Annotated in this window: 21 protein-coding genes; 13 read left to right on the top strand and 8 right to left on the bottom strand. The window is 65.3% G+C overall.

Annotated elements, in window-relative coordinates; translation table 11 throughout:
- Positions 1–912: tryptophan--tRNA ligase (gene trpS / locus AC1Y2B_RS16055; protein ID WP_482254121.1), on the bottom strand; the 912-nt coding region annotated here is incomplete at its 3' end.
- Between the two features lie 84 nt (positions 913–996).
- Here trpS and AC1Y2B_RS16050 point away from each other — a divergent pair.
- Complete coding sequence (locus AC1Y2B_RS16050) at positions 997–1,704, top strand: rhomboid family intramembrane serine protease (RefSeq protein WP_482254120.1); 708 nt, start codon at positions 997–999, stop codon at positions 1,702–1,704.
- A gap of 148 nt (positions 1,705–1,852) precedes the next feature.
- On the opposite strand, the gene murJ is transcribed toward AC1Y2B_RS16050, so the two are convergent.
- Genes murJ through AC1Y2B_RS16035 form a run of 3 tightly spaced genes read right to left on the bottom strand, consistent with a single transcriptional unit; the run spans position 1,853 to position 7,400 of the window.
- Entirely contained in the window at positions 1,853–3,421 is a 1,569-nt protein-coding gene (gene murJ / locus AC1Y2B_RS16045) for a murein biosynthesis integral membrane protein MurJ (RefSeq protein WP_482254119.1), read from the bottom strand.
- Between the two features lie 6 nt (positions 3,422–3,427).
- Positions 3,428–6,214 carry a [protein-PII] uridylyltransferase gene (locus AC1Y2B_RS16040; protein WP_482254118.1) on the bottom strand — a complete coding sequence of 929 codons (2,787 nt, stop codon included), beginning with the start codon at positions 6,212–6,214 and terminating at the stop codon, positions 3,428–3,430.
- Positions 6,215–6,221: 7 nt separating this feature from the next.
- A complete protein-coding gene (locus tag AC1Y2B_RS16035; RefSeq protein ID WP_482254117.1) occupies positions 6,222–7,400 on the bottom strand; it encodes a penicillin-binding protein activator in 1,179 nt (392 codons plus the stop codon).
- Between the two features lie 138 nt (positions 7,401–7,538).
- Here AC1Y2B_RS16035 and rsmI point away from each other — a divergent pair, with 138 nt between their 5' ends.
- Genes rsmI through gshB form a run of 3 tightly spaced genes read left to right on the top strand, consistent with a single transcriptional unit; the run spans position 7,539 to position 9,805 of the window.
- Positions 7,539–8,408, top strand: coding sequence for a 16S rRNA (cytidine(1402)-2'-O)-methyltransferase (rsmI, locus tag AC1Y2B_RS16030; RefSeq protein WP_482254116.1), 870 nt, complete (start codon positions 7,539–7,541; stop codon positions 8,406–8,408).
- Between the two features lie 35 nt (positions 8,409–8,443).
- A complete protein-coding gene (locus AC1Y2B_RS16025; RefSeq protein ID WP_482254122.1) occupies positions 8,444–8,797 on the top strand; it encodes a YraN family protein in 354 nt (117 codons plus the stop codon).
- Positions 8,798–8,854: 57 nt separating this feature from the next.
- Complete coding sequence (gshB, locus tag AC1Y2B_RS16020) at positions 8,855–9,805, top strand: glutathione synthase (protein WP_482254115.1); 951 nt, start codon at positions 8,855–8,857, stop codon at positions 9,803–9,805.
- Between the two features lie 88 nt (positions 9,806–9,893).
- On the opposite strand, the gene AC1Y2B_RS16015 is transcribed toward gshB, so the two are convergent.
- From AC1Y2B_RS16015 to cobU, 3 genes are all read right to left on the bottom strand, one after another.
- Positions 9,894–11,405 (bottom strand): YifB family Mg chelatase-like AAA ATPase, encoded by a 1,512-nt coding sequence (locus AC1Y2B_RS16015; RefSeq protein ID WP_482254114.1) that lies wholly within the window; start codon positions 11,403–11,405, stop codon positions 9,894–9,896.
- Between the two features lie 135 nt (positions 11,406–11,540).
- Positions 11,541–12,404: a glutathione S-transferase N-terminal domain-containing protein gene (locus AC1Y2B_RS16010; RefSeq protein ID WP_482254113.1), complete on the bottom strand. Its 864-nt coding sequence runs from the start codon at positions 12,402–12,404 to the stop codon at positions 11,541–11,543.
- 72 nt (positions 12,405–12,476) lie between these two features.
- Complete coding sequence (gene cobU, locus AC1Y2B_RS16005; protein ID WP_482254112.1) at positions 12,477–13,043, bottom strand: bifunctional adenosylcobinamide kinase/adenosylcobinamide-phosphate guanylyltransferase; 567 nt, start codon at positions 13,041–13,043, stop codon at positions 12,477–12,479.
- 81 nt (positions 13,044–13,124) lie between these two features.
- Here cobU and AC1Y2B_RS16000 point away from each other — a divergent pair, with 81 nt between their 5' ends.
- The 9 genes from AC1Y2B_RS16000 to AC1Y2B_RS15960 all read left to right on the top strand — a co-directional run bounded on the left by AC1Y2B_RS16000 (position 13,125) and on the right by AC1Y2B_RS15960 (position 23,260).
- Entirely contained in the window at positions 13,125–14,003 is an 879-nt protein-coding gene (locus tag AC1Y2B_RS16000; protein WP_482254111.1) for an RNA polymerase factor sigma-32, read from the top strand.
- 60 nt (positions 14,004–14,063) lie between these two features.
- The gene (coaBC, locus tag AC1Y2B_RS15995) at positions 14,064–15,263 is read left to right on the top strand and encodes a bifunctional phosphopantothenoylcysteine decarboxylase/phosphopantothenate--cysteine ligase CoaBC (protein WP_482254110.1); all 1,200 of its coding nucleotides are present in this window, start codon (positions 14,064–14,066) and stop codon (positions 15,261–15,263) included.
- A gap of 185 nt (positions 15,264–15,448) precedes the next feature.
- On the top strand, positions 15,449–16,510 hold the full coding sequence (locus AC1Y2B_RS15990) for a transporter substrate-binding protein (RefSeq protein ID WP_482254109.1): 1,062 nt from the start codon (positions 15,449–15,451) through the stop codon (positions 16,508–16,510).
- A complete protein-coding gene (locus AC1Y2B_RS15985; protein ID WP_482254108.1) occupies positions 16,507–17,103 on the top strand; it encodes an ANTAR domain-containing response regulator in 597 nt (198 codons plus the stop codon). The genes AC1Y2B_RS15990 and AC1Y2B_RS15985 overlap by 4 nt, the downstream gene beginning before the upstream one ends.
- Entirely contained in the window at positions 17,084–17,962 is an 879-nt protein-coding gene (locus AC1Y2B_RS15980) for an ABC transporter permease (RefSeq protein ID WP_482254107.1), read from the top strand. Before AC1Y2B_RS15985 ends, AC1Y2B_RS15980 begins: the two co-directional genes overlap by 20 nt.
- Complete coding sequence (locus tag AC1Y2B_RS15975; protein WP_482254106.1) at positions 17,962–18,882, top strand: ABC transporter permease; 921 nt, start codon at positions 17,962–17,964, stop codon at positions 18,880–18,882. Before AC1Y2B_RS15980 ends, AC1Y2B_RS15975 begins: the two co-directional genes overlap by 1 nt.
- 28 nt (positions 18,883–18,910) lie before the next feature.
- Positions 18,911–20,536 carry an ABC transporter substrate-binding protein gene (locus AC1Y2B_RS15970; RefSeq protein WP_482254105.1) on the top strand — a complete coding sequence of 542 codons (1,626 nt, stop codon included), beginning with the start codon at positions 18,911–18,913 and terminating at the stop codon, positions 20,534–20,536.
- 4 nt (positions 20,537–20,540) lie between these two features.
- Positions 20,541–21,500: an acetamidase/formamidase family protein gene (locus AC1Y2B_RS15965; protein ID WP_482254104.1), complete on the top strand. Its 960-nt coding sequence runs from the start codon at positions 20,541–20,543 to the stop codon at positions 21,498–21,500.
- A complete protein-coding gene (locus AC1Y2B_RS15960; RefSeq protein ID WP_482254103.1) occupies positions 21,497–23,260 on the top strand; it encodes an ABC transporter ATP-binding protein in 1,764 nt (587 codons plus the stop codon). Before AC1Y2B_RS15965 ends, AC1Y2B_RS15960 begins: the two co-directional genes overlap by 4 nt.
- Here AC1Y2B_RS15960 and AC1Y2B_RS15955 read toward each other — a convergent pair.
- A complete protein-coding gene (locus tag AC1Y2B_RS15955; protein WP_482254102.1) occupies positions 23,257–24,291 on the bottom strand; it encodes a LacI family DNA-binding transcriptional regulator in 1,035 nt (344 codons plus the stop codon). The two genes, AC1Y2B_RS15960 and AC1Y2B_RS15955, sit on opposite strands and share 4 nt — an antisense overlap.
- Between the last annotated feature and the right edge of the window lie 69 nt (positions 24,292–24,360).

The raw sequence follows: 24,360 nt of genomic DNA, 5'->3' as shown, positions 1-24,360 counted from the left end.
CGTGATCGGCGACAGTTTCGCCACCGCAAGATCGGCCAAGGCTGGCTTGAATGTGCCAAACTGCGCGCCCGCAAAGTCGCGGATCACTTGGGCTGGTGTATGCCCTGCCAAAGCCGCATAGATGTTGACCAGATTCTTCGCCTCGGGCCGGTCCTTCAGGCCATCCACATGGTCCGGCAGCGGGTCCATGTCGGTCTTGGCCTTGCGGATCTTCTTGGCGATGGTATCGGCATCATCCGTCAGGTTGATCCGGCTCTGGTCCGAGGGGTCTGACTTCGACATCTTGTTTGTGCCGTCGCGCAACGACATAACTCTGGTAGCAGCACCCTCGATCACGGGTTCGACAACCGGGAAGAAATCCACCTTGTAGTCATTGTTGAACTTGATCGCGATGTCGCGGCACAGCTCCAGATGCTGCTTTTGATCCTCGCCCACCGGCACATGTGTGGCCTTGTAAGCCAGAATGTCGGCGGCCATCAGCGAGGGGTAGGCGAACAGCCCCAGCGAGACGTTTTCGCTGTTCTTGCCCGCCTTGTCCTTGAACTGCGTCATCCGGCTCATCCAGCCCATGCGCGCTATGCAATTGAAAATCCAACCCAATTCGGCATGTGCCGTGACCTGAGACTGGTTGAAAAGGATCGACCGCTTAGGATCAATCCCCGCCGCGATGAAGCCCGCCGCCGCCTCGCGCGTCTGGTGGCGCAGCTTCACCGGGTCCTGAAACACCGTGATCGCGTGCATGTCGACCAGACAATACACCGTCTCGATCCCCTCATCCTGCTTTTCCACAAAGCGCTTGAGCGCCCCAAGGTAATTGCCCAGCGTCAACCCGCCCGAGGGCTGAATGCCCGAGAAAATCCGGGTCGGGAAAACCTTGGCGGTGGTCTGAGGCGTTTGGACCGGCTCGGACATGGGTAACTCCATCTGGATAAAAGCTGCGCTTGCCCTTATCCCTGCGCGCAAGGGGCGTCAATCAAAGCCCCATAGCGAGGCACCATGCAGGACCACAATCAAGCGCCAATCAACCCCTTGCCCGCCGTCACATGGCTTCTGGCCCTGCCGATGATCGCGATGGAGCTGGTGGTGAACGCCGGGGCCAACGGCATTGTCGGCGGGCCGAACGGTATTGGCTGGCGGTCACAGGCGGTGCAGGACTTCGCCTTCTCACCCCAGTACTTGCGTGAGATGCTGGCCGCCCATCAATATCCGGTAGACGGCCTGTATCGCCCCTTCACCTATCCCTTCGTCCACACCGATCTGACGCAGGCGGTGTTCGTCATCGTGATCCTGCTGGCGCTGTCGAAATTCGTGGGCGAGGTCTTTCACTGGTGGTCGGTTCTGGCGGTCTTTCTGGCGTCATCAGTTGTGGCGGCGGTGGCCTATACGGCGATTCCCTACACGCAGGCGCCGCTGATCGGCGGCTATCCTCCGGTCTATGGCCTGATCGGGGCCTTCACCTACATCCAGTGGCTGCGCGCCTCGGCCGAAGGGACGGGCCGTCTGCGGGCGTTCCGGCTGATCGGGTTCCTTCTGGGCATCCGCATCGCATTTGGTGCATTTTCCCTTGTGGCCTATGGGCTTAACCAAGGCGCCGGCTGGGATTGGACGGCAGAGGTCGCCGGGTTCCTGACCGGGTTCGTCTTGTCATTCGCCGTCAGCCCGGGCGGGTGGAGCAAGGTTCTGGCGCGCATCCGGCAACGCTGACCGACCCTTTCCGGGAATCAGGCAAGCCGACGGCATGTCCTCGACCTGTCCGGCGGCCCGCAACGTGCCGCCATTCGGGGCACGACCAGACGCCAAATGCCATCCCGTCTTTGGCCTGCGGCATCACGATGCGGGCAGTTTCACGCGCTCAGCCCGGATCGGCCGCCACGCTCACCGTCCGGCCCCCACGGCGCAGGGCGGTGAAGTCAGACAGGCGGAAAGCGCCAATTGCGGCGCCGCAGCCGAAATAGGTCACGATTCCAAGGCTGCACAGGGCCAGAAGCGCCAGATAGCGCCACAGATGCAGGTGCAACCACGGGTCCATCAGCTGCGCAGCCCCCCACAGAACGCCGCCCATGACAGCCGAGGCGATCACGATCCGCGGCAGGCGCTGCTTGAAGCGGGCGTCGAAATGCGCCTCGCTTCCCATCTTGCGCGACCCGCGCCACAGCTGCGCCACCATCACCCAACCTGACAAGGTCGTAGCCCATGCGGCGGCGGAAAACCCGATGTAGGGCATCATGCCAATCGCCATCACCGCGTTGGAGATCATCGAGGCGATTGCGTACAGGAAGGGGCTCCGGCTGTCCTCGCGCGCATAAAACAAAGGCTGCAGGACCTTGTGCAACACGAAGGCGGGCAGGCCCACGCCATAGATCGCCAGCACCAAAGCCGTGGCCTTGGTATCCCCCGGTGAGAAGGCGCCGCGTTCATACAGAACCGAACACAGCGGCTCGGCAATCGCCACCAGCGCCACGGCGGCGGGCAACGTCATCGCCAGTGCAAACTCCGCCCCCCGGTTCAGCGAGGCGGAACCGCCGACGCTGTCCCCCGCCCGCAGCCGGCGCGACAGGTCGGGCAGCAGGACAGTGCCGATGGCAATCCCCACCACGCCCAAGGGCAGTTGATACAGCCGGTCGGCATAGGTCAGCCACGCCACGGCCCCATCGGTATACGAAGCTACCTGCCGCCCCACCAACATGTTGATCTGCACGACGCCGCCCGACAACACCGCAGGCCCCGCAATCAACGCCAGCCGCTTGAGGTCCGGCGTCCAGTGCGGAAGGCCGAAGGTGAAACTGTAGCCCGCACTTCGCGCCGCAAACCAGGTGAACGCCAACTGCGCCACCCCGGTGACCGGCACCGTCCAGGACAGCGTTTGCCCCATGTCCCAGCCCGCCCAGACCGCCAGCCACATGGCCGCGATGAAGACCAGGTTCATCAGAACCGGCACAAAAGACGCCTCGGAAAAGTGGCCATGCGTCGTGAGAATCCCGGATAGCAAGGCCACAAGCGAGATGAACAGGATGTAGCTGAACGAGATCCGCCCGAATTCCACCGCCAGATCGAACCGCTCACCGACAAAGCCCGAGGCCATGGCCCAGACCAGCCACGGCATGGCAATCGTGCCAATGACCGTGAAGGCCAGCAGTACCGTGACCATGCCGTTCCAGGCGTCACGGGCAAAGCCCTCAGCATCCTCGCCGCCTTCCAGCTTCTTGGCGAACATCGGCACGAAGGCCATGTTGAAAGCGCCTTCGGCGAAGAAGCGGCGGAACATGTTGGGCAGCGAAAACGCCACCAGAAACGCCTCGGCCACCGGCCCGGTGCCCAGATAGGCGGCCATCATCACATCGCGGGCAAATCCGGTGCCACGAGACACCAGCGTCCACCCCCCAACCGTCAGGATGTTGCGGACCAGAGATTGCGGTTTCATGTCACCCTACGCTCGTTCTGCGGCCCGTTCGGCCCCTTCGGCGATTGCCTGCCTCAGCTTGCGGTCCAGGCTTTCCTGCCGATGCTTGGCATGCAGTTTCAGCCCGAACATGTCCTTGACATAGAAGGCATCAACGACCTGCGCCCCATAAGTCGCAATGACGGCAGAGGCAATGTAGATATTGTTGGCCGCCAGCGTCCGCGTCAGGTCATACAGCAGGCCGGGGCGATCGCGGGTATCGACCTCGATGATCGTGTAGATTTCCGAGCCTTCGTTGTCGAAGGTGACATGGGTCGGAAAGCGGAACTCGCGTTCACGCTTCTTGATCTTGTCGCGGTCGGCCAAGGCGGTGCGCGGCCGCACCTCGCCCTTCAGGGTCTTGTCGATCATGCCCCGCAGGCGCGGCAGTTTGGACACCTCGTAGGGGTGCCCTTCCGCATCCTGGATCCATAACACCGCCGTCGCATAGCCGTCCTTCGAGGTATAGGTCTTGGCATCGACAACATTGGCCCCGACCAAGGCCAAAGCCCCGGCCAGCCTTGAAAATATCCCCGGATGGTCGGCCAGCGCAAAACAGGCGCGGGTGGCGTCGCGTTGCGGTTCGGGGTGCAGGTTGATGCGGATTTCGTCGTCCTTCAGCCCACGCAACAGCTGGGCGAAGGCCTCTTGCGTGTCGGTGGTCAGGCCCTGCCAATAGGGATCGTAGTGGCGGCCGGCTTCCTTGGCAATCTCGACCGGTGTCCAGTCGGTCAGGCGGGCGCGCAGGGCGGCGCGGCTGTCCTCCACCGCCCGCTCGCGGTTGAAGGTTTCCAGCCCGCCTTCCAGCGCCTCGGCGGTCAGGCCGTACAGCTGGCGCAGCAGCATGGCCTTCCAGTTGTTCCACGTGCCGGGACCTACGCCGCGAATGTCGCACACCGTCATCACCGTCAGCAGATCCAGCCGCTTGCGGGTTTCCACCGCCTTGGCAAAGTCACGCACCGTGCGCGGGTCGCCCACATCGCGCTTCTGCGCCATGTCCGACATCAACAGGTGATAGCGCACCAGCCACTCGACGGTTTCCGTCTCTTCCGCCGTCAGGCCCAGCCGAGGGCAGATCCGCCGCGCCATCTGCGCCCCGATGATCGAATGATCCTCGGGCCGGCCCTTGCCGATGTCATGCAGCAGCAGCGCCACGTAGATCACCCGCCGGTTCACCCCGGCTTTCAGGATGCCCGAGGCGACAGGAAGTTCCTCGACCAGTTCCCCCCGTTCGATCTGGGCGAGGCAACTGACGCACTGGATGATGTGTTCGTCCACCGTGTAGTGGTGGTAGACGTTGAACTGCATCATCGCGACGATGTTCTCAAACTCGGGGATGAAGGCTGACAGCACGCCCAATTCATTCATCCGCCGCAAGGCGCGTTCGGGGTTGCCGTGGTCCAGCAGCAGCCGCAGGAAGACCTTCGCGGCCTCTGGCGTGTCGCGCATGGCGTCGTCGATCAGCGACAGGTTCGCCGCGATCAGCCGCATGATGTTGGGGTGCATCCGGTAACCGGTGACCAGCGCCTCTTCAAAGATCCGCAGGATGTTCAGCGGGTCCTGCAGGAACTTTGGCGGGTCCGACACGTCCAGCCGCCCCTGCAGCAGCTTGAACCCCGGCGCCAGCTTGCGGCTTTTCAGATAGCCCAACAGCCGGGCTTCCGGTTTGGCGTGGCGCGCTTCCAGCTCGGTCAGGAAGACGCGGGTCAACTCGCCAACGCGGGTGGCGTGGCGGAAATAGTCCTGCATGAAGTGTTCCACCGCCCGCCTGCCGCCGGAATCGCGGTAGTTCATCCGCTCGGCCACTTCGACCTGCAGGTCGAAGGTCAGCTGATCGGTGGCGCGGTTGGTGATGTAGTGCATATGGCAGCGCGCGGCCCACAGAAAGTTCTCGGCCCGGCGGAACATGGCGAATTCTTCCGCCGTCAAAAGCCCCGCCCCCACAAGGCCCTCGGCCGAGGGCACCCGGTGCAGATACTTGCCGATCCAGTACAGGGTTTGCAGGTCACGCAAGCCGCCCTTGGCCTCTTTCACATTCGGTTCAAGCACATAGCGCTGGCCGCCCTGCCGCTTGTGCCGCTCGGTCCGTTCGATCAGCTTGGCCTCGATGAACTCTTTGCCGGTGTTCTTGAACAGCTCTGACCACAGCTTGTCGTCCAGTTCTGCCGCCAAAGCCGCATCGCCGGTGATGTGGCGATGCTCCAGCAGGGCTGTGCGGATGGTGATATCCTCGCGCCCCAGCCGGATGCAGTCCTTGACCGTGCGGCTGGAGTGGCCGACCTTCAGCTTCAGGTCCCACAGGATGTAAAGCAAGGTCTCGATCACGCTTTCGGCCCGCCCGGTGATCTTCCACGGGTACAGGAACAAAAGGTCGACGTCCGAATGCGGCGCCATTTCCAAGCGGCCAAAGCCGCCGACCGCCACCACCGACAAGCGCTCGGCATCGCTGGCGATCTGCAAGGGGTGCAGGGTCTGCGCCGCCTCGAAGGCCAGTTGCACCAGCGCGTCGGTCAGCCGGGCCTGACTGCGGGTCAGGGGCAGGGCGTTGCGCGGATCTGCGGCAAAGGCCTCTTGCAGGCGGGCATTGGCCGTGGACTTCGCCTCGGCCAGGATCCGTCCAACCGCGCTGCGGGCAACGCGGATGTCGGCCACCTTGCCGGCACAGGTCGCAGCGACCAGACCGCGCAGCGCGGCCAGATCCAGCACGGTTTCGGCGGGCAGCAACAAGGGTTCCACCCGCAAGGGGCCTGTCACAGGCAGGCCGGACCGTGCCATGCTCACGTCAGAACCCAGCTCCGCCGAAGGCACGCGGGGCGGGATCGACGATGGTCACCTGCTGGTTGACGATCTGCGCCACCGCCAGACCGCGCTCGTTCACGCCGCTGGGCAAGAAGCGGAAGATGCCGTTGACCCCGACAAAGCCCGCCCCCTGCGTCAGGCCGTTGGCCGTCAGCGCGCCCGGCCCGCCCTGCTTGATCAGGGCGCCAATGGCGGCGATCCCGTCATAGGCGAGACCCGCCGTCGCATGGGGGGCACTGCCGTTGGCTGCCTGATAGCGGGTCAGGAACTGCTGGGCCAGACCGGGGTCCGGCAGGGCGAACCAGCCACCCTGCACACCCGGCTGCGTCAGATTGGCCGAAGGAATGTCCCAACGGGTCAGGCCGATATATTGCGTCGTCTCCGGCTTGACGCCGTTTTCCATCAAAAGCTGGGTCAAGAGCGGCAGGGCACCACCGGTGTCCGCCGTCAGGAAGACCGCCTGCGCGCTTGAAGACTTGGCCGAGGCGGCAATCTCGGTGACCGCCTGAATGATGCCGTTCTGGCTGAACTCGTAGCTGCCCACCGCCGCCACGCTGCCACCGGCGGCTGTCACGGCGGTCTGGATGGCCGTCTTGCCTGCCTCGCCGGCCGGGTTCTGGTCCGACACGATCATGATCCGCGTCAGACCCTTGGAGACGGCGTAAGAGGCCAGACGCCCCGCCGTGCTGTCAAAGGTCTGGCCAAGGATGAACACATTGCCGCCCGCGATGGCCGTGTTGTTGGAGAAGGCCAGCACATCCACCCCGCGTCCGGCCACGGCAGCCCCTGCCTTGTTGGCCTCAAGCCCGTAGAACGGCCCAAGGATGATCTTCGCACCCTCGTCCACGGCCTTGACGGCCATCGCGGCGGCGGTGTCGGGGTTGGCGGCGGTCTGATAGACCCGCAAGTCGATCTTGACCCCGCCCAGATCGGCAATCGCCATCCGCGCCGCATTTTCCAGGCTCGTGGCGATCAGATCATCGGTCGCCTGACCCGAGCCCGAAGGCACCAGAAGCGCCACGGCGACCGGGGCCCCGTTGTAGGCCGCCGCCGTGCCAGAGGGCGAAGTCCCGCTCTCGCAGGCCGACAGTAGGGCAAGCCCGGCAAGGCCCGCTGCAAGGCGAAGGAAGGCAAGACGGACAAGGGACAGAAAAGCGACCATGGAAAACTCCTGACAATCGACCGGGGCACCGCGCAGCACGGGGCCTGCGCCCGCGATACCCCCTCGCCCCTTGACGTCAGGCAGAGTAAGCGGAACCACTGATGATGTAAACTTGAGCCGGGGGCCGGAACGCCGATCATGAGCAGTTGGACGCCAAACCCGGGCAGCATCCCGCCCGGCCTGCATTTCGTGGCAACGCCGATCGGCGCCGCCCGCGACATCACCCTGAAAGCGCTGGACATCCTCGGCGGCGCCGATGTGCTGGCCGCCGAAGACACCCGCACCCTGCGCCACCTGATGGAAATCCACGGCGTGCCGCTGAACGGCCGACCGGTGCTGGCCTATCACGATCACAACGGCGACCAGATGCGCCCCCGCCTGATCGAGGCGCTGAAGGCCGGCAAGTCCGTCGCCTATGCCTCCGAGGCCGGAACGCCCCTTGTGGCCGACCCCGGCTACCAACTGGCCCGCGCCGCCATTGACGAGGGCCTGACGGTTCTGGCAGCCCCCGGCCCCTCGGCCGTTCTGTGCGCCTTGAGCGTCTCCGGCCTGCCCAGCGACCGGTTTCTCTTCGCCGGTTTCCTGCCGCCCAAAAGTGCGGCGCGAAAATCCGCCCTGCGTGAGGTGGCGCAGGTCCCGGCTTCACTGATCTTTTACGAATCACCGCGCAGAATAGAGGCCTGCCTGCGTGACATGATCGAGTCGCTCGGGCCGGATCGACAGGCGGCGCTGTGCCGCGAGTTGACGAAGCGTTTTGAAGAGGTGACACGCGGCACCTTGGTCGAACTGGCCGAAAGTGTCGCAGGTCGCGACATCAAGGGCGAAATCGTGCTGGTGGTCGACCGGGCTGTTCCGGTGGCTGCCGATGCGGCAACAGTGGAGGACGCATTGCGGCAGGCGTTGAAGACCCAGTCGAGCAAGGATGCTGCGGCCCAGGTGGCCGAGGCCTTTGGCCTGCCCCGGCGCGAGGTCTACCAGCTCGCATTGTCTTTGGAGGGGCGGGAATGAGGGCAAGGCCATCCGTGGTCGATGGCACGCGCGAATTGCGCGGCCGGACGTCGTTTCATGCTGGTATTGCGGCCGAAGATCAGGTTTCCCAGCTCTACGATCGTTCTGGCCGTCCGGTGATTGCCCGCCGGTGGCGCGGCAGCATCGGCGAGATTGATCTGATCGCGCGGGAAGGCGATGTCGTGGTCTTCATTGAAGTCAAGAAAAGTGCCACCCATGCCCAAGCGGCCGAGCATCTGACCTGGTCCCAGCAACAGCGCATCATGGCGACGGCATCGGAATTTGTCGGCGGCGAACCTGGGGGCCAGTTGACCGACATGCGCTTTGACGTGGCGCTGGTCGATGCCATGGGCCGCATCGAAATCATCGAGAACGCTCTGGCCGCCTGATCAATTGCATCCGCCGCGTTGCTGCGGCATCAAGGGGCTCAGATCGAGGAGAAGATCATGGCCCTGAAAGTTGCGCTGCAGATGGACCCCATCGGGTCCGTGAACATCAACGGAGACAGCACCTTCCGTATCGCCCTTGAAGCGCAGGCGCGCGGGCATGAACTGTTTTTCTACACGCCCGATCGTCTGGCTTTCGTCGAGGGCCGGGTTGTGGCGCGTGGTTTTCCGATCGCGTTGCGACGCGAGCCGGGAAACCATGTCAGCTATGGACCGGAAACCGAGGTTGATCTTGCGGAGTGCGATGTCGTCTGGCTGCGACAGGACCCGCCGTTCGACATGGGCTATATCACCACAACGCATTTGCTCGACCTGATTCACCCCAAGACCCTTGTCGTCAACGATCCCTTCTGGGTGCGCAATTGCCCCGAAAAGCTGCTGGTCCTGCAATTCCCCGACCTGACCCCGCCAACCGCCATTGCCCGCGATCTGACCACGATCCGTGCCTTCAAGGCACGCCATGGCGACATCATCCTCAAACCGCTCTACGGAAACGGTGGCGCCGGCGTGTTCCGGCTGGACCCGAACGACCGCAACCTGTCTTCCCTTTTCGAGCTTTTCACCTCGATGAGCCGTGAACCGCTGATCGTGCAGAAGTTCGTGCCGGACGTGGCCAAGGGCGACAAGCGCATCATTCTGGTCGACGGCGAGCCGGTGGGCGCCATCAACCGCGTGCCGCAGCCCGGCGAGACCCGCTCGAACATGCATGTCGGCGGGCGACCGGAAAAGATCGGCCTGACGCCGCGCGATCTGGAAATCTGCGCCGCCATCGGCCCAACCTTGCGGGAAAAGGGGCAGGTCTTCGTCGGCATCGACGTGATCGGCGACTATCTGACCGAGATCAACGTGACCTCCCCCACCGGCATCCAGGAGCTTGACCGTTTCGACGGCACCAATGTCTCGGCCCGGATCTGGGAGGTTATCGAGGCCAAGGTCGCCGCCGCCAAATGACGCCACCGGTCAGCGCGGCACGGCGCCGCGCTGACCGCATCCGTCCCGCCGGACGCCCCCTGCCGCAGCGAAGACCCCTGCCAGCGGCCTAACTCTTGCCCACCGTCAGCCGATAGCTGACCGCTTCCGCCACGTGCGGCCGCTTCACGTCACGCTCGCCCGCCAGATCGGCAATCGTGCGCGCCACCCGCAGCACCCGGTGATAGCCGCGCGCCGACAGCCCGAACCGCTCCGCCACCTTGGCCAGAAGCGCCCGACTTTCCGCATCTGGCGTCGCAATCTCGTCCAGCAGCGCCCCTTCTGCCTCCGAATTCACCCGCACCTCGGGATGGTCCTTGAACCGCGCCGTCTGCACGCCCCGCGCCCTGGCCACCCGCGCCGCCACCGTGGCCGAGGTATCCCCCGAGGCTGGCAAATCCAGATCGGTATAGGCCACCGGCGGCACCTCGACCCGCAGATCGAAGCGATCCATCAAGGGGCCCGAGATCCGCCCCAGATAATCCTCGCCACACTGCGGCACCTTTGCGCAAGCCCGCGCCGGGTCCGTCATGTAGCCGCACTTGCAGGGGTTGGCGGCGGCGATCAGCAGGAACCGGCAGGGATAGCGGATATGCGCATTGGCCCGGGCCACCACGATATCCCCGGTTTCAATCGGCTGGCGCAGCGTCTCCAAGACGGCCCGAGGAAACTCGGGAAACTCGTCCATGAACAAGACGCCATTGTGCGCCAGGCTGATCTCCCCCGGCTTCGCCCCCTTGCCGCCGCCGACAATCGCCGCCATCGAGGCCGTGTGATGCGGCTCGCGAAACGGCCGCGCCCGGTTGATGCCGCCTTCCGACAGCAAGCCCGCCAGCGAATGCACCATCGAGGTTTCCAGCGCTTCCACCGGCGCCAGGGGCGGCAGGATCCCCGGCATCCGCGCCGCCAGCATCGACTTGCCTGACCCCGGAGAGCCCACCATCAGCATGTGATGCCGCCCCGCCGCCGCAATTTCCAGCGCCCGCTTGGCGCGTTCCTGCCCCTTCACGTCGCGCAGATCGCGCCCCAGGGGTCCGGCCAGAACTTCGCCCGCCTCCGCCACCGGCAGCGCCTTGCGCCCGGTGAAGTGCCCGACCACCTCCGCCAAAGAGCCCGCCCCCAGAACCTGCGTGGCCCCGACCCAGGCCGCTTCCGCCCCGCAGGCCTTGGGACACAGCAGCGCCTTGCCCTCGGCCGCCGCCGCCACCGCCGCAGGCAGGGCACCCAGCACCGGCATCAGCCGCCCATCCAGCGACAGTTCCCCCAAGGCCACAATCCCCTCGACCTCGTCACGCGGAACGATTTCCAGTGCGGCCAGCACCGCCAAAGCGATCGGCAGATCGAAATGCGAGCCCTCTTTCGGCAGATCCGCCGGTGACAGATTGACCATGATCCGCTTGGAGGGCAGGGCAATCGCCATCGCATTCAGCGCCGCTTTCACCCGCTCCCGCGCCTCGGACACTGCCTTGTCCGGCAGACCCACCAGCCCGAAATAGGGCATGCCCGGGGCCACGGCGCATTGCACCTCCACCACCCGCGCCTCGACCCCTTCAAAGGCCACCGTAAAGGCCCGCGCCACCATCTGTCCGCCCCCGTTTACCCAAGTTAACGGATAGCCGGAGAATGGTTTACGAATGGTAAACCCGCCTATTTTCATCTGTTCCCAAATATCCCACGGGGGTGCGGGGGTGTGAAACCCCCGCGCTTCGTCCGGGACTCAGGCCAGCAATGCCATGAACTTCGGCCAGGCCTCGGGGTCGGCCACCGTCTTGTCGCGGCAGAAGGCATTGCAAAAGCCATAGCGCTTGCCGTCCAGTTCCAGCGCATGGGTGACAGGCTTGCCGGAATAGGGGCAGGCGGCATTCACCGCCTCGCGTCCCTCAACGGCCTTGGCCACCAAAGGCGCAGGTCCGGGCCAGGCACGGCGGGCATAGTCGCGGCGGTAAAAGTCCTGATCCGCGCCATCGACCATCCCCATCGCCCGCCAGCGCCGGAACGAGGGATGCGCCAGATGCGCCTGCACATAGGCCGCGGCCTCGGCCGACACCGGCAGATTGTAGGTGGCAATCCGGCTCGCCACCGGGGCATAAAACGCATCCGCCGCCGAATAGGACCCTGCCAGCCACGGCCCACCCGTCTGATCCTTGGCCCAGGCCCACAAGGCCTCCAGCCGCGCCAGATCGGCCAGCACCCCGGCCGGAGGGTCGCAATCCCGATAGGACACCCGCAGGTTCATCGGGCAATGGCTGCGCAGCGCCACAAAACCCGCGTGCATCTCTGCCACCAGAACCCGCGCCACGGCCCGCGCCTTGGGCTGAGCTGGCCAAATCCCCGCCTCCGGATGCCGGCTGGCCAGTTCTTCGGCAATCGCAATGGTTTCCGGCACCACCACCCCGTCCGGCGTCCGCATCGTCGGCGCCGTCCGGCCCGGGAAATAGTCGCGCAGCACCGTCGCCAACTCGTCCGTATAAAGCCGCGCCGAATGTGTTTTCACCGGAAGGCCAAAGGCGTCAAACAGCAGCCAGCCGCGCAGCGACCAACTGGAATAGGCGCGGTCTCCGATCACCAGATCATAGGTCATCATGGGTCTCCTTTGGCCCAAAGCTAAGGGCCTGCCCCCGGCAAGCAAAGCGCTGATTTGTGGCCCATGGCATCACAAACCCTGATGAAACCCGCCGGGCAAAGCCCCCTTCAGCACCATGGGCAGCCCGGCCATCACCCCCACCACCAGCCCGGCCTGCGCAGCCATCTGCTGGTTCAGCCGGCCCTGATGGTCCCGAAACGCGCGGGCAAGGGCATTGTCCGGCACGATCCCCCAGCCCACCTCGTTGGAGACCACGACCACCGGGGCCTTGCACGCCGCCAAGGCGGCCAGCAGCCCCGCGCAGTCTGCCGCCATATCCGCCTCGGCTAGCAGCACATTGGTCAGCCACAGCGTCGCGCAATCCAGCAACACCACATCCCCCGCAGGCACCTGCGCCAGCACCGCCGCCACATCGCGCGGCGCCTCATGTGTCACCCAATCCGCGCCCCGGTCCACCACATGCGCCGCAATCCGCGCCCGCATCTCGTCATCCCAGGCCTGCGCGGTGGCGATGTAATGCCGCGGCCGGCCCGTGCCCAGCACCAGCCGCTCCGCCAGCCTCGACTTGCCCGACCGCGCCCCGCCGACGACGAGCGTCAGCCCCGATAAATTCCACATTTCAGATGATCCATTCATGGAAAGGCTGCGTATCAGACCTAAACACCGCGAGCAAATGCGGAGACGACGGGAAAAACCTGACAAGGTGGGAAGATTATCATGGCATCTGACCAATTCGCTGACCCAAGGCTGACCGCCAAGGCGCGGTCTGCTGCACTGCTGGACGCCGAACAGGAAGCCAACCTCGCCCGCGCGTGGCGCAATCATGGCGACAAGGCCGCGCTCGACAAGCTGATCACCGCTTACATGCGGCTGGCGCTGTCGATGGCAGCCAAGTTCCGCCGCTATGGTGCCGCAATGCCCGACCTCACGCAGGAAGCCGCGATGGGCCTGATGAAGGCCGCCGAGAAGTTTGACCCAGACCGCGGCGTGCGCTTTTCCACCTATGCGATGTTCTGGATCAAGGCGCAGTTGCAAGACTACGTGATGCGCAACTGGTCGATGGTGCGGACCGGTTCCACCACCTCGCAGAAGTCCCTCTTCTTCAACCTGCGCCGGGTCGAGGCGCGTCTGGCCCGCGAAGCCGCCGCCCGAGGCGAGACGCTGGAAGGCATGGACCTGCGCGCCGCCGTCGCCGTCGAACTGGGCGTGCCGCTGCACGATGTGGCGATGATGGAAGGGCGTCTGGCCGGCTCCGACGCCTCGCTGAACGCCACGCAGGCGGCGGACGAGGATGGCCGCGAGTGGATCGACATCCTTGAAGATGACAGCACCCAAGCCGCCGACCTTTTCGCCGCCAGCCATGACCGCAGCGTATTGCGCGATCACTTGACCCAAGCCCTGCAAAGCCTGTCGCCGCGCGAACGCATGATCGTGCGCGAGCGTCAGTTGATCGACGCCCCTCGCACGTTGGAAAGCCTCGGCGCCGAATTGAAGCTGTCCAAAGAGCGCATCCGTCAACTGGAGGCCGCCGCCTTCGCCAAACTTCGCCGCAGTCTTGAGGAACAGGGCGCAGGCCCCGCCGCATTCCTGCGCTAAGCGATAGGGCTTGAGGTCACGGCCTCGGCCCCCTACCTTGCCCCCATCCAAGGGGGCATCATGCTGTCAGACCGGCGCATACTTCTGATCATCGGCGGCGGCATCGCGGCCTATAAATCCCTGTTGCTGATCAGGCTGTTGCGCGGGGCAGGGGCCGCCGTCACCCCCGTGTTGACCAAGGCCGGCGCTGAATTCGTCACCCCCCTGTCGATCGCAGCCCTTGCCAACGAAAAGGTCCACACGGCCCTTTTCGACCTGACCGCTGAGGCCGAGATGGGCCATATCGAACTCTCCCGCTCTGCTGACCTGATCGTCGTGGCCCCCGCCACCGCCGACCTGATGGCCAAGATGGCCACCGGCCGCGCCGACGACCTCGCCTCCACCCTCCTCTTGGCGACTGACACCCCCGTCCTCCTCGCCCCCGCGATGAACGTCCGCATGTGGCAACACCCGGCCACGCAGCGGAACGTCGCGACCCTTCGCGCCGACGGCATCCACTTCGTAGGCCCTGACGAAGGCCAGATGGCCTGCGGTGAATTCGGCCCCGGCCGCCTGTCGGAGCCCGAGGCGATCTTCGCCGCCATCCATTCCGCCCTGACCGCCGGCCCGCTGACCGGCAAACACATCCTCGTCACCTCCGGCCCCACGCATGAACCCATCGACCCGGTCCGCTACATCGCCAACCGCTCCTCCGGCGCGCAAGGCACCGCCATCGCCACGGCCCTGCGCGACCTTGGCGCGCAAGTCACCTTCATCACCGGCCCCGCCTCGATCCCGCCGCCTGAAGGCGTCCACGTCCAGCGCATTGAAACCGCCGCCGAAATGCTCGCCGCCGTCAAGGCCGCACTGCCCGCCGATGCCGCCATCTTCGCCGCCGCCGTGGCCGACTGGCGCGTCGCCAACGCCTCCGGCTCCAAGATGAAGAAAGACGGCACGGGCCAAGCCCCGGCCCTGACCTTCGCCGAGAATCCCGACATCCTCGCCACCATTGCCAAAGGTTCCCCGCGCCCCGCCCTCGTCATTGGCTTCGCCGCCGAAACCGACGATGTCATAGCCCATGCCCGCGCCAAACGCGCCCGCAAAGGCTGCGACTGGATCGTCGCCAACGACGTCTCCCCCGCCACCGGCATCATGGGCGGCGCCGAGAACGCCATCACCCTGATCACCGCCGAGACCGAGGAAACCTGGCCCCGCATGGCCAAACACGCCGTCGCCCGCCAGTTGGCCCAGCGGATCGCGCAGGCCCTGACCGCCGGCTGACCCCAACTGCCCAAAAACGCGCCATTCGCCCCCGGTCGGGCATTCCATTCTTCCGCGTGCCTTGACGCATCCCCAACCCGCCGCTAGCTTCCCCTCATCATACCGGCGGAAAGCCGATCTGGCATCAGGGCCCTTGGCGCAGTACCGTACTGGACTGCGCGGGGGCCTTTTCATTTGGGGACCGCATGAAGCGTCGCGTTGAACTGGGCCTTCTCTACTCCCGCTCCGGCAGCTACTCGCTGATCGGCGAGGCCTGCCGCGCCGGAGCCCTCTCCGCCATCGCCCAGATCAACGCCGACCCCGACAGCCCGGTGACCTTTGTCGCGGTCGAGCGTGACCCCGCCGGCAACATCGACCACTACGCCCCGCTCTGCGCCGAAATCCTGCAAACCGCACAGCACGTCATCGGCTGCGTCACCTCATGGAGCCGCAAAGAGGTCATCCCGGTTCTCGAAAAACTTGGCGGCACCCTGTGGTACTCCGTCCCCTACGAAGGCTTCGAGGCCTCCGATCACGTCGTCTACACCCACGCCTGCCCCAACCAGCACCTCCTGCCGCTTCTGGACTGGGCCATCCCCACGCACGGCAAACGCGCCTACCTGACGGGGTCAAACTACATCTGGGGCTGGGAAATCAACCGCCTCGCGCGTGACATCGTGCAAACCGCCGGCGGCCAGATCCTTGGCGAACGATACCTTCCCATCGGCTCCACCGATGTCGCCCGCATGATCGAGGAAATCCGCGCCTCCCGCCCCGATTTCATCCTGAACTCGCTGATCGGCCCCTCGTCCTACGAATTCATGTCCGCCTACCGCGCCCTTGGCACCGAAGACGCCGCCTTCCACCCCGCGCGCTGCCCCGTCCTCTCCTGCAACCTCACCGAAGCCGAACTCCCTGCGCTGGGTGACCGGGCCGAGGGCCTCATCGCCGCAGGCCCCTACTTCCGCGGCCAGCACGGCTGGCCCGGCGGCACCTTCGGCTCTTCGCATGAGGCCGCCACCTTCGTCGCCGTCCGCGAACTGGCCCGCCTGCTGTCGCTGAACCCCGAGGCCAAAGGCCTGTCAGACCTTCTCAACGGGGCAGGGGGCATCATCGACCCCGACACCCACCACACCAAACTCCCCGTCCTGATCGCCCGCGTTGAAAACGGTGCCTTCCGCGTCCTCCAGCATCGCGGCCAAGTCGCTGGCGACCCCTACCTCACCCGCCCCAGCGCCACCGCGCCCCAGCTCAGGGTCGTCCAATGAAACGCCCGCTGCGCATCCATAACCTCGGCGGGGCGAAAGCCCTGATCCTGCACCGCCCGCACCCCACGGTGCAGGCGCTCACCCGTCAACTCACCGCCATCGGCCTTTCGGTCGAACAAATCTGGCCCACCCTCGACGCCGCAGCCCTCGGTGCCGATTTCGTCTTCTTTGACGCCGACATGGGCCACCACGACCAATTCCCCTGGGCCCCCGGCTCTTCCCCGATGCCGATGATCGCCCTGATCGGCTCCGAAGCCCCCGGTCGCATTGAATGGTCGCTGGAGGCTGGCGCCCATGCCCAAATGCTCAAACCGGTCGGCGACAACGGCGCTTACGCTACGTTACTGGTGGCGCGCGCCGCCTTCGACGCCCAAGCCGCCCTGTCGGACGAAATCGCAGGCCTCCGCCGCCGGTTGGGAGAGCGTCAAACCGTCATCCGCGCCGTCACCCTCCTCGCCGCCCGTGGCGAAACCGAGGCTGAGGCCTACGATCGCCTGCGCCAAATGGCGATGGCCTGGCGCATCACCCTAGAAGAGGCCGCCGCCCGTGTCGTCGCTGCCGGAAAGGACACACATGTCCCTCGCCTTGGCTGACCAACGCCCCGCAGGCCCGATCCGCCGCCTTCTGCGCCGCAAGCTGGCGGTGCTGGGCCTGATCGTCATCGCCCTCGTCATAGGTTCCGCCCTCGCCGCCCCCTACATCGTCGCCCACGCCCCCGACGAACAAATGTTCGACGGCCTGACGCTGGAGGGCGCGCCGATGCCCCCCTCCGCCACCTTCCTCTTCGGCACCGACCTCCTCGGCCGCGACCTCTTCTCCCGCATCCTCTACGGCGCAAGAACCTCCCTGATCATCGGCGTCGTCGCCAACGGCCTGTCGCTGCTGATCGGCACCGTGGTCGGCCTTCTGGCGGGTTATTTCAAAGGCTGGATCGGCTCCATCCTCATGCGCTTCACCGACCTGATGATGGCCTTCCCCGCACTCCTCCTCGCCATCTGCCTCGCCGCCATCTTCCAGCCCAGCCTCTGGATCGTCGCCATGGTCATCGCCTTGGTGAACTGGGTCCAAACCGCCCGCGTCATCTTCACCGAAACCTCCTCGCTGGCCACCCGAGACTTCATCGCTGCGGAGCGCACCCTCGGCGCCTCCACCGGACGCATTCTGATCCACCACATCCTGCCGCACCTGATCCCCACCATCATCGTCTGGGGTACGCTCGGCATCTCAACCACCGTCCTTCTGGAAGCCACCCTCTCCTTCCTCGGCGTCGGCGTCCAACCCCCCACCCCAAGCTGGGGCAACATCATCTTCGAAAACCAGACCTACTTCCAATCCGCCCCATGGCTGGTCTTCATCCCCGGAGCCGCGATCATCCTCCTCGCCCTCGCCTTCAACCTCGTCGGAGACGCCCTGCGTGACGTCCTCGACCCCACCCAGAAGGGCCGAGGATAATGCCCGCCTACCTCCTCCGCCGCCTGATCCAGTCCGCCCTGATCCTTCTGGGCGTGGCCTTCATCACCTTCTTCCTGCTTTACGTCCTGCCCGCAGACCCGGTCCGCCAGATCGCAGGCCGCTCCGCCACGCCGGAAACCGTCGCCAACATCCGCCGCGAACTGGGCCTCGACCAACCCTTCATCGTGCAATTCCTGCGCTACCTGATGGGCCTCCTGCATGGCGATTTCGGCCGCAGCTACCTGCAGAAAACCCAAGTCGCCGAACTGATCGCCTCCCGCCTGCCCGCCACCCTCCTCCTGATGGCCGCAGGCATCTTCTGCGAACTGGCGCTGGGCATCACGATGGGCGTCGTGGCCAGCCTCACCAAAGGCCGCCTCACCGACCAGATCCTGATGATGACCTCTTTCGTCACCGTCTCGGCCCCACAATTCGTCGTCAGCCTGCTGCTGCTGTACATCTTCGCCGTCCAGCTCAGCTGGTTCCCGGTCGGCGGCTACGGCACCTTCCGCCACCTTGTCCTGCCCGCCGTCACGCTCGGGATTCTCGGCTCCGGCTGGTACGCCCGCATGATGCGCTCCAGCATGATCGACGTCCTTGCGGCGGACTTCATCAGAACCGCCCGCGCCAAAGGCCTGACCCGCACCCGCGTGATCCTCCGCCACGCCCTGCCCAACGCCATCCTGCCCATCATCGCCATGATCGGCATCGACATCGGCGTGTTCATGGGCGGCGTCGTGGTGGTGGAAAGCGTCTTCGCTTGGCCCGGCATCGGGCAACTGGCATGGCAGGCAATCCAGCGCATCGACATCCCGATCATCATGGCGGTCACCCTCGTCTCCGCCGTAGCCATCGTCCTCGGCAACCTCTTGGCCGACCTCATCACCCCGTTCATCGACCCCAGAATCAAAATCCGCTGATAAAAATCCGCTGACAACAGGAGAGACCATGAAGACCCTTCTCGCCTCCACCGCCCTCGTGCTGGCCCTCGCCATGCCCGCCTTGGCGCAAGACTACACCCCCGATCCCGCCGCCAAGCAGGGCGGCGAGATCACCGTCACCTACCATGATGACGTGGCCACCCTTGACCCCGCAATCGGCTACGACTGGCAAAACTGGTCGATGATCAAATCCCTCTTCGACGGCCTGATGGACTATGTCCCCGGCACCACCACCCTGCGCCCCGGTCTGGCCGAAAGCTATGACGTCTCGAAAGACGGCATGACCTTCACCTTCCACCTGCGCAAAGGCGTCAAATTCACCAACGGCCGCGAAATGACCGCCGACGACGTGAAATACTCGCTCGACCGCGTCACCAACCCCAAGACCCAATCCCCCGGCGCAGGCTTCTTCGCCTCGATCCTCGGCTACGACAAGATGGCCGATGGCTCCGCCACCGACCTCGCCGGCGTCAAGGTGGTTGATCCGCTGACCGTCGCCATCACCCTGAACCGCCCCGACGCCACCTTCCTGCAGGTCATGGCGCTGAACTTCTCCTACATCGTCCCGAAAGAAGTGGTCGAGGCCGAGGGTGCGGACTTTGGCAAGAAGCCGGTCGGCACCGGCGCCTTCAAACTGTCCGACTGGACGCTTGGCCAGCAGATCGTCTTCGAACGCAACGCCGACTATTGGCGCGCCGGAGAGCCTTATCTGGACAAGATCACCTTCCAGGTCGGCCAGGAACCGGTCGTGGCGCTCCTCCGCCTGCAAAAGGGCGAGATTGACATCCCCGGCGACGGTATCCCGCCCGCCAAGTTCACCGAAGTCATGGCAGACCCGGCGCAAGCCGCCCTCGTCGTCTCCAAGGCAAGCCTTCAAACCGGCTACATCACGATGAACCTCAACATGCCGCCCTTCGACAAGCTGGAAGTGCGTGAGGCCGTCAACATGGCGATCAACAAGGACCGCATCACCCAGATCATCAACGGCCGCGCCAAGCCCACCGGCCAAGTCCTGCCCCCGGGCATGCCGGGCTATGACCCGAACTTCAAAGGCTTCGCCTATGACCCGGACGCTGCCAAGGCGCTTCTGGCCAAGGCCGGTCTGGCAGACGGCTTTGAAACCCAGCTGTTCGTCTACAACACCGACCCCAACCCCCGCATCGCGCAAGCCATCCAGCAAGACCTCGCCAAGATCGGCGTCAAGGCCTCGATCCAGTCCCTCGCCCAAGCCAACGTCATCCAGGCCGGTGGCGAGCCCACCTCGGCCCCGATGATCTGGTCCGGCGGCATGGCATGGTCGGCTGACTTCCCCGACCCGTCCGACTTCTTCGGCCCGATCCTGTCCTGCGGCTCTGGCGGTCCGGGCGGCTGGAACTGGGCGCATTACTGCAACAAGGATCTCGACGCCGCCGCCGCCAAGGCCGATGCGATGACCGATCCCGCCCAAACGGCTGACCGCATGAAGGCCTGGTCCGACATCATGGGCAAGGTGATGGCCGACGCCCCCTGGGTCCCGGTCTTCAACGAACAGCGCTACACCATGCATTCGGCCCGTCTGGGCGGCGCGCCGGAACTTTATGCCGACCCGGTCGCCACCCCGATCAACTTCGACTACATCTATGTGAAGCAATAAGCCCATGTGCAAAGCCTGCAACCACACGATCCACGGGGCGCAACACCACTTCGGCTGGGACAATTCCTTTGCCCCCGCCGCAAGGGTGGAACCCGGCAGCACGATCCTGTTTCACTGCAACGATTCCTCGGCGGGCCAACTTGGCCCGTCGTCGACCGTCGCTGACGTCACCGCGCTGGACTTCAGCAGGATCAACCCGGTCTCCGGCCCGATCTTCGTCGAAGGCGCTGAACCCGGCGACGTCCTCAAAGTCACCATCGACAGCTTCGCCCCCCGTGTGTTCGAGGGGCGCGGCTTCGGCTGGACGGCCAATATCCCCGGCTTCGGCCTTCTGGCCGACCAGTTCACCGACCCCGCCCTGCATGTCTGGAGCTATGATCCCGGCCAGATGGGCCCCGCGCTTTACGGCCGCGAAGCCCGGGTGCCGCTCAAACCCTTCGCCGGCACCATCGGCAACGCCTTGGCGGAAATGGGTCACCATTCCGTCGTCCCGCCGCGCCGTGTCGGTGGCAACCTCGACATCCGCGACCTGAACGCCGGCACCACCCTCTACCTGCCCATCGAAGTCGCAGGTGGCCTGTTCTCCGTCGGTGACACCCATGCAGCCCAAGGCGATGGCGAGGTGTGCGGCACCGCCATCGAAAGCCCGATGGATGTGGTCCTGACGCTGGACTTGGTGAAGAACTACCCCCTGAAAACCCCGCGCTTCACCACACCCGGCCCCGTCACCCGCCACCTCGACGCCAAAGGGTATGAGGTCACCACCGGCATCGGCCCCGACCTCATGTCCGCCTCCCGCGACGCGGTGGCTGGCATGGTCGACTTCCTCTGCGCCACACGCGGCATGGCAGCGGTTGAGGCTTACATGCTGGTGTCGACCTGCGGCGACCTGCGCATCTCGGAAATCGTCGATATGCCGAACTGGGTCGTCTCCTTCTACTTCCCGCGCTGCGTTTTCGAATGAGTGTTCATCATCCCATATCCGGGGCCGCACAGGCCCCGGACACCGCCGTTCTGACCGTGCAGAACCTCACCGTCTCGGTCGCGACCGAGGCGGGCCAGAAGCCCCTTGTCCGCAACCTGTCCTTCACCCTGCGCAAAGGCGAAACCCTTGCGATTGCAGGCGAAAGCGGTTCCGGGAAGTCGATCACCTCGCTCGCCATCATGGGCCTTCTGCCCCCCAATGTCACGGTTACCGAAGGATCGGTCACCCTCGGCCAAACCACCCTCACCCAACTGCCGGAATCCCAGATGCGCGCCCTGCGCGGCGACCGCATCGCGATGATCTTTCAAGAACCCATGACCTCGCTCAACCCGGTCATGTCCATCGGTGCCCAACTGACCGAAGCCATCCGCGCCCACGACCCAGTGTCCCGCCACGAAGCCCGCACCCGCGCGCTCGACGCCCTCAAAGCCGTCCGCCTAAGCCAACCCGAACGCCGCCTCGACCAATTCCCCCACGAGCTTTCCGGCGGCATGCGCCAGCGCGTCATGATCGCCATGGCCTTAGCCCTCCGCCCCGAAGTCCTGATTGCCGACGAACCCACCACCGCCCTTGACGTCACCGTGCAGCGCGAAGTCCTCGACCTCCTGCGCGACCTGCAACGCGACCTTGGCACCGCCATCATCCTCATCACCCACGACATGGGCGTCGTCGCCGAAATGGCAGACCGCGTCATCGTCATGCAAAACGGCGCGCAGGTCGAAACCGCCGTCACCCGCCAGCTTTTCGCCCAACCGCAACAGCCCTACACCCAAGCCCTGCTCGCCGCCGTCCCCCGCATGGGCAGCGCCCCCCGGCCCGAGCCGCAGGGCGACACCATAGCCAACCTGACCAACGTCTCCGTCCGCTTCCCGATGCGCACCGGCCTCCTCAACCGCCACAGCCACAACGTCCACGCGGTCGAACAGGTCTCCCTCTCCATCCGCAAAGGCGAAACCTTCGCCCTCGTCGGGGAATCTGGCTGCGGCAAATCCACCATCGCCAAGGCCATCGTCGGCCTCGTACCGCACACAGGCCGCATCGAGATCGCAGGCCAAGCCCTCTCAGACCTCGACACCGCCGGCAAAAAGGCCGTCCGCCGCCAGGTCCAGATGGTCTTCCAGGACCCGATGGCCGCCCTTGACCCCAGAATGCGCGTCGCTGACCTCGTCTCCGAACCGCTCCTGATCCACAACATCGGCGACACCGCCTCGCGCCGCGCCACCGCCGCCGATCTCTTCACCAAAGTCGGCCTGTCCCCTGACCAACTCGACCGCTACCCGCATGAATTCTCCGGTGGCCAGCGCCAGCGCATCTGCATTGCCCGCGCCCTTGCCTTGAACCCGCAACTGGTGATCGCTGACGAAAGCGTCTCGGCGCTTGACGTTTCCGTGCAGGCCCGCGTCCTCGACCTGCTCCGCACGCTGCAACAGGAATTCGGCGTCGCCTACCTGTTCATCAGCCACGACATGGCCGTCGTTGAAAACATCTCCGACCGCGTCGCCGTCATGTACCTCGGCCAGATCGTCGAAACCGGCACCCGCGCGCAGGTTTTCCAGAACCCCCAGCACCCCTACACCCGCAAACTGATCGAGGCGGTTCCGGTTCCCGACCCCACCCACGTCCGCCCCTTCACGGCGAGACTGGCGGGCGAAGTTCCCAGCCCCATCCACGCCGCAGGGCAGGGGCCAACGAAACTGACCCTGACCGACATCGGTGGCGGCCACCTTGTGGCCCGTTAAAGGTTCTCCGCGATCAAGATCTCGATCCGGATCTTCTCCTGACTGGCCAGCACCTCGCGCCGATCACAGCGCGCCCGCAGGATGCGGATGGCGGACCGCACCAGATGGCCGGGATCCTGCGTGATCAGCGCGTCGATCTGCCGTGACAGCAGGGCCGCCTCGGTGAAAGGCGTGCGCTCATGCGCAATCACCAGCCGATGCCCCGGGGCGGTCATCTGCGTCACCGTCTGCAACGGCACCCGCGCCTCGGAACTCAGGATATAGATCCCGGAAATGTCGCGATTGCTGGCAAAGGTCGCGCGGATGATCCGGTCGGTCCGCTCTGGATCGCCGCGGGTTTCCAACGAGGGCAGAACCGTCAGCTGCGGATAATCGGCGTTGATCACCTCATCAAAGCCCAGCCGCCGCTCCAGACTGTCGCGCGCATGCATGGTTTCGGCCACCACCAGGATCTTGCCCGGGCTGCGGTCGGAAAACCGCCCCATCAACCGCCCGGCCGTGGCCCCGGCGGCATGGTTGTCGATGCCGACGAAATCCTCGCCGCCAAGACCTTCCCCGGCCGTCATCTGACCCGAGATGAACGACACCGCCCCGATGCCACGCTGCACCAACCGCGCCTTGGCGTCGCGCACCTGCGGTGATTCGGGCGCCATGATCGCCACCCCATCCACCGTGTCAGGGTCCAGGGCACCCAGAACATTGGCAATCTGGTGCGGATCATTCTCCGGGATCTGCGCCACTTCGGCCCGCGTGCCTTCGGCGGCAAAGCCCAGATTGGCCTCGGCAATCCGCGCCAGCAGTTCCGCCAGGAACTGATCGCCCGATCGCGGCAGCAGGAACAGGAACCGATAGCTGCGGCTGCGCGCCAGGTTGGCGGCGGAAATGTTGCGGATAAAGCCAATCCGCTCAATGGCTTCCGACACGCGCCGCACGGTGTCTTCGCGCACCCCGGTCCGGTCGTTCAAGACACGGTCCACCGTCGCCAGACTGACGCCCGCCGCCTTCGCCAGATCCTTCGTCGTCGGTCGCATGGCCTTCTCCTTTGCCCCCTTTTCCCTCAATTCCCGGCGGCTGTCCACAGCCATGAGGTACGTACCTCA

The organism is Stagnihabitans sp. (genome assembly GCF_964946895.1).
Note: the sequence above shows the minus strand (reverse complement) of the source record. Positions and strands in the feature narration are given on the sequence as shown.

Bases quoted from the DNA above. Each gene is read 5' to 3' on its own strand.
- coaBC (WP_482254110.1), top strand. From the start codon at position 14,064: ATGCTGTCAGACCGGCGCATACTTCTGATCATCGGCGGCGGCATCGCG.
- rsmI (WP_482254116.1), top strand. From the start codon at position 7,539: ATGAGCAGTTGGACGCCAAACCCGGGCAGCATCCCGCCCGGCCTGCAT.
- AC1Y2B_RS16040 (WP_482254118.1), bottom strand. From the start codon at position 6,214: ATGGCACGGTCCGGCCTGCCTGTGACAGGCCCCTTGCGGGTGGAACCC.
- AC1Y2B_RS15960 (WP_482254103.1), top strand. From the start codon at position 21,497: ATGAGTGTTCATCATCCCATATCCGGGGCCGCACAGGCCCCGGACACC.
- gshB (WP_482254115.1), top strand. From the start codon at position 8,855: ATGGCCCTGAAAGTTGCGCTGCAGATGGACCCCATCGGGTCCGTGAAC.
- murJ (WP_482254119.1), bottom strand. From the start codon at position 3,421: ATGAAACCGCAATCTCTGGTCCGCAACATCCTGACGGTTGGGGGGTGG.
- AC1Y2B_RS16010 (WP_482254113.1), bottom strand. From the start codon at position 12,404: ATGACCTATGATCTGGTGATCGGAGACCGCGCCTATTCCAGTTGGTCG.
- AC1Y2B_RS16035 (WP_482254117.1), bottom strand. From the start codon at position 7,400: ATGGTCGCTTTTCTGTCCCTTGTCCGTCTTGCCTTCCTTCGCCTTGCA.
- AC1Y2B_RS15985 (WP_482254108.1), top strand. From the start codon at position 16,507: ATGAAACGCCCGCTGCGCATCCATAACCTCGGCGGGGCGAAAGCCCTG.
- AC1Y2B_RS16000 (WP_482254111.1), top strand. From the start codon at position 13,125: ATGGCATCTGACCAATTCGCTGACCCAAGGCTGACCGCCAAGGCGCGG.
- AC1Y2B_RS15955 (WP_482254102.1), bottom strand. From the start codon at position 24,291: ATGCGACCGACGACGAAGGATCTGGCGAAGGCGGCGGGCGTCAGTCTG.
- AC1Y2B_RS15970 (WP_482254105.1), top strand. From the start codon at position 18,911: ATGAAGACCCTTCTCGCCTCCACCGCCCTCGTGCTGGCCCTCGCCATG.
- AC1Y2B_RS15980 (WP_482254107.1), top strand. From the start codon at position 17,084: ATGTCCCTCGCCTTGGCTGACCAACGCCCCGCAGGCCCGATCCGCCGC.
- AC1Y2B_RS15990 (WP_482254109.1), top strand. From the start codon at position 15,449: ATGAAGCGTCGCGTTGAACTGGGCCTTCTCTACTCCCGCTCCGGCAGC.
- AC1Y2B_RS16050 (WP_482254120.1), top strand. From the start codon at position 997: ATGCAGGACCACAATCAAGCGCCAATCAACCCCTTGCCCGCCGTCACA.
- cobU (WP_482254112.1), bottom strand. From the start codon at position 13,043: ATGAATGGATCATCTGAAATGTGGAATTTATCGGGGCTGACGCTCGTC.
- AC1Y2B_RS15975 (WP_482254106.1), top strand. From the start codon at position 17,962: ATGCCCGCCTACCTCCTCCGCCGCCTGATCCAGTCCGCCCTGATCCTT.
- AC1Y2B_RS16015 (WP_482254114.1), bottom strand. From the start codon at position 11,405: ATGGTGGCGCGGGCCTTTACGGTGGCCTTTGAAGGGGTCGAGGCGCGG.
- AC1Y2B_RS15965 (WP_482254104.1), top strand. From the start codon at position 20,541: ATGTGCAAAGCCTGCAACCACACGATCCACGGGGCGCAACACCACTTC.